This window comes from Vibrio sp. 1401, from assembly GCF_033340295.1.
In genome coordinates, this window is record NZ_JAWOWF010000127.1 from 1 (window position 1) to 1,165 (window position 1,165).

Consider the following 1,165-nt stretch of genomic DNA (forward strand, 5'->3'; position numbering starts at 1 on the left):
TGTCTAAAGAAAAATTTGAACGTACGAAACCGCACGTTAACGTTGGTACTATCGGCCACGTTGACCACGGTAAAACAACTCTAACTGCAGCTATCTGTACTACTCTTGCTAAAGTTTACGGCGGTGTAGCTAAAGACTTCGCATCTATCGATAACGCTCCAGAAGAGCGTGAGCGCGGTATCACAATCGCAACTTCTCACGTTGAGTACGACACTCCATCACGCCACTACGCACACGTTGACTGTCCAGGACACGCTGACTATGTTAAAAACATGATCACTGGTGCTGCACAGATGGACGGTGGTATCCTAGTTGTTGCTGCGACAGATGGCCCAATGCCACAAACTCGTGAGCACATCCTACTAGGCCGTCAGGTTGGTATCCCATACATCATCGTATTCATGAACAAATGTGACATGGTTGACGATGAAGAGCTACTAGAACTAGTAGAAATGGAAGTTCGTGAGCTTCTATCTGAATACGATTTCCCAGGTGATGACCTACCAGTTATCCAAGGTTCTGCACTAGGCGCACTAAACGGCGAAGAGCAGTGGGAAGCGAAAATCGTTGAACTAGCAGAAGCTCTAGATACTTACATCCCTGAGCCAGAGCGTGCGGTAGATCAGCCATTCCTAATGCCTATCGAAGACGTATTCTCAATCCAAGGTCGTGGTACAGTAGTAACTGGCCGTATCGAGCGTGGTATCCTAACTGTAGGTGACGAAGTTGCTATCGTAGGTATCAAAGACACTACTACAACTACATGTACTGGTGTTGAGATGTTCCGTAAGCTTCTAGACGAAGGCCGTGCAGGTGAGAACGTTGGTGCACTTCTACGTGGTACTAAGCGTGACGAAGTTGAACGTGGTCAAGTACTAGCTAAGCCTGGTTCAATCACTCCACACACTAAGTTCGAATCAGAAGTATACGTACTGTCTAAAGATGAAGGTGGTCGTCACACTCCATTCTTCAAAGGCTACCGTCCACAGTTCTACTTCCGTACAACTGACGTAACTGGTGACATCCAGCTACCAGACGGCGTAGAAATGGTAATGCCAGGCGACAACGTACAGATGACTGTAGAGCTAATCGCACCAATCGCAATGGACGAAGGTCTACGTTTCGCGATCCGTGAAGGTGGCCGTACAGTAGGTGCTGGTGTTGT

1 protein-coding gene is annotated in these 1,165 nt (G+C 47.7%); it reads left to right on the forward strand.

The window, feature by feature from the left end; translation table 11 throughout:
• A partial coding sequence (gene tuf, locus R7Z77_RS24025) for an elongation factor Tu (protein ID WP_171345263.1) occupies nt 1-1,165 on the forward strand: 1,165 nt, incomplete at both ends.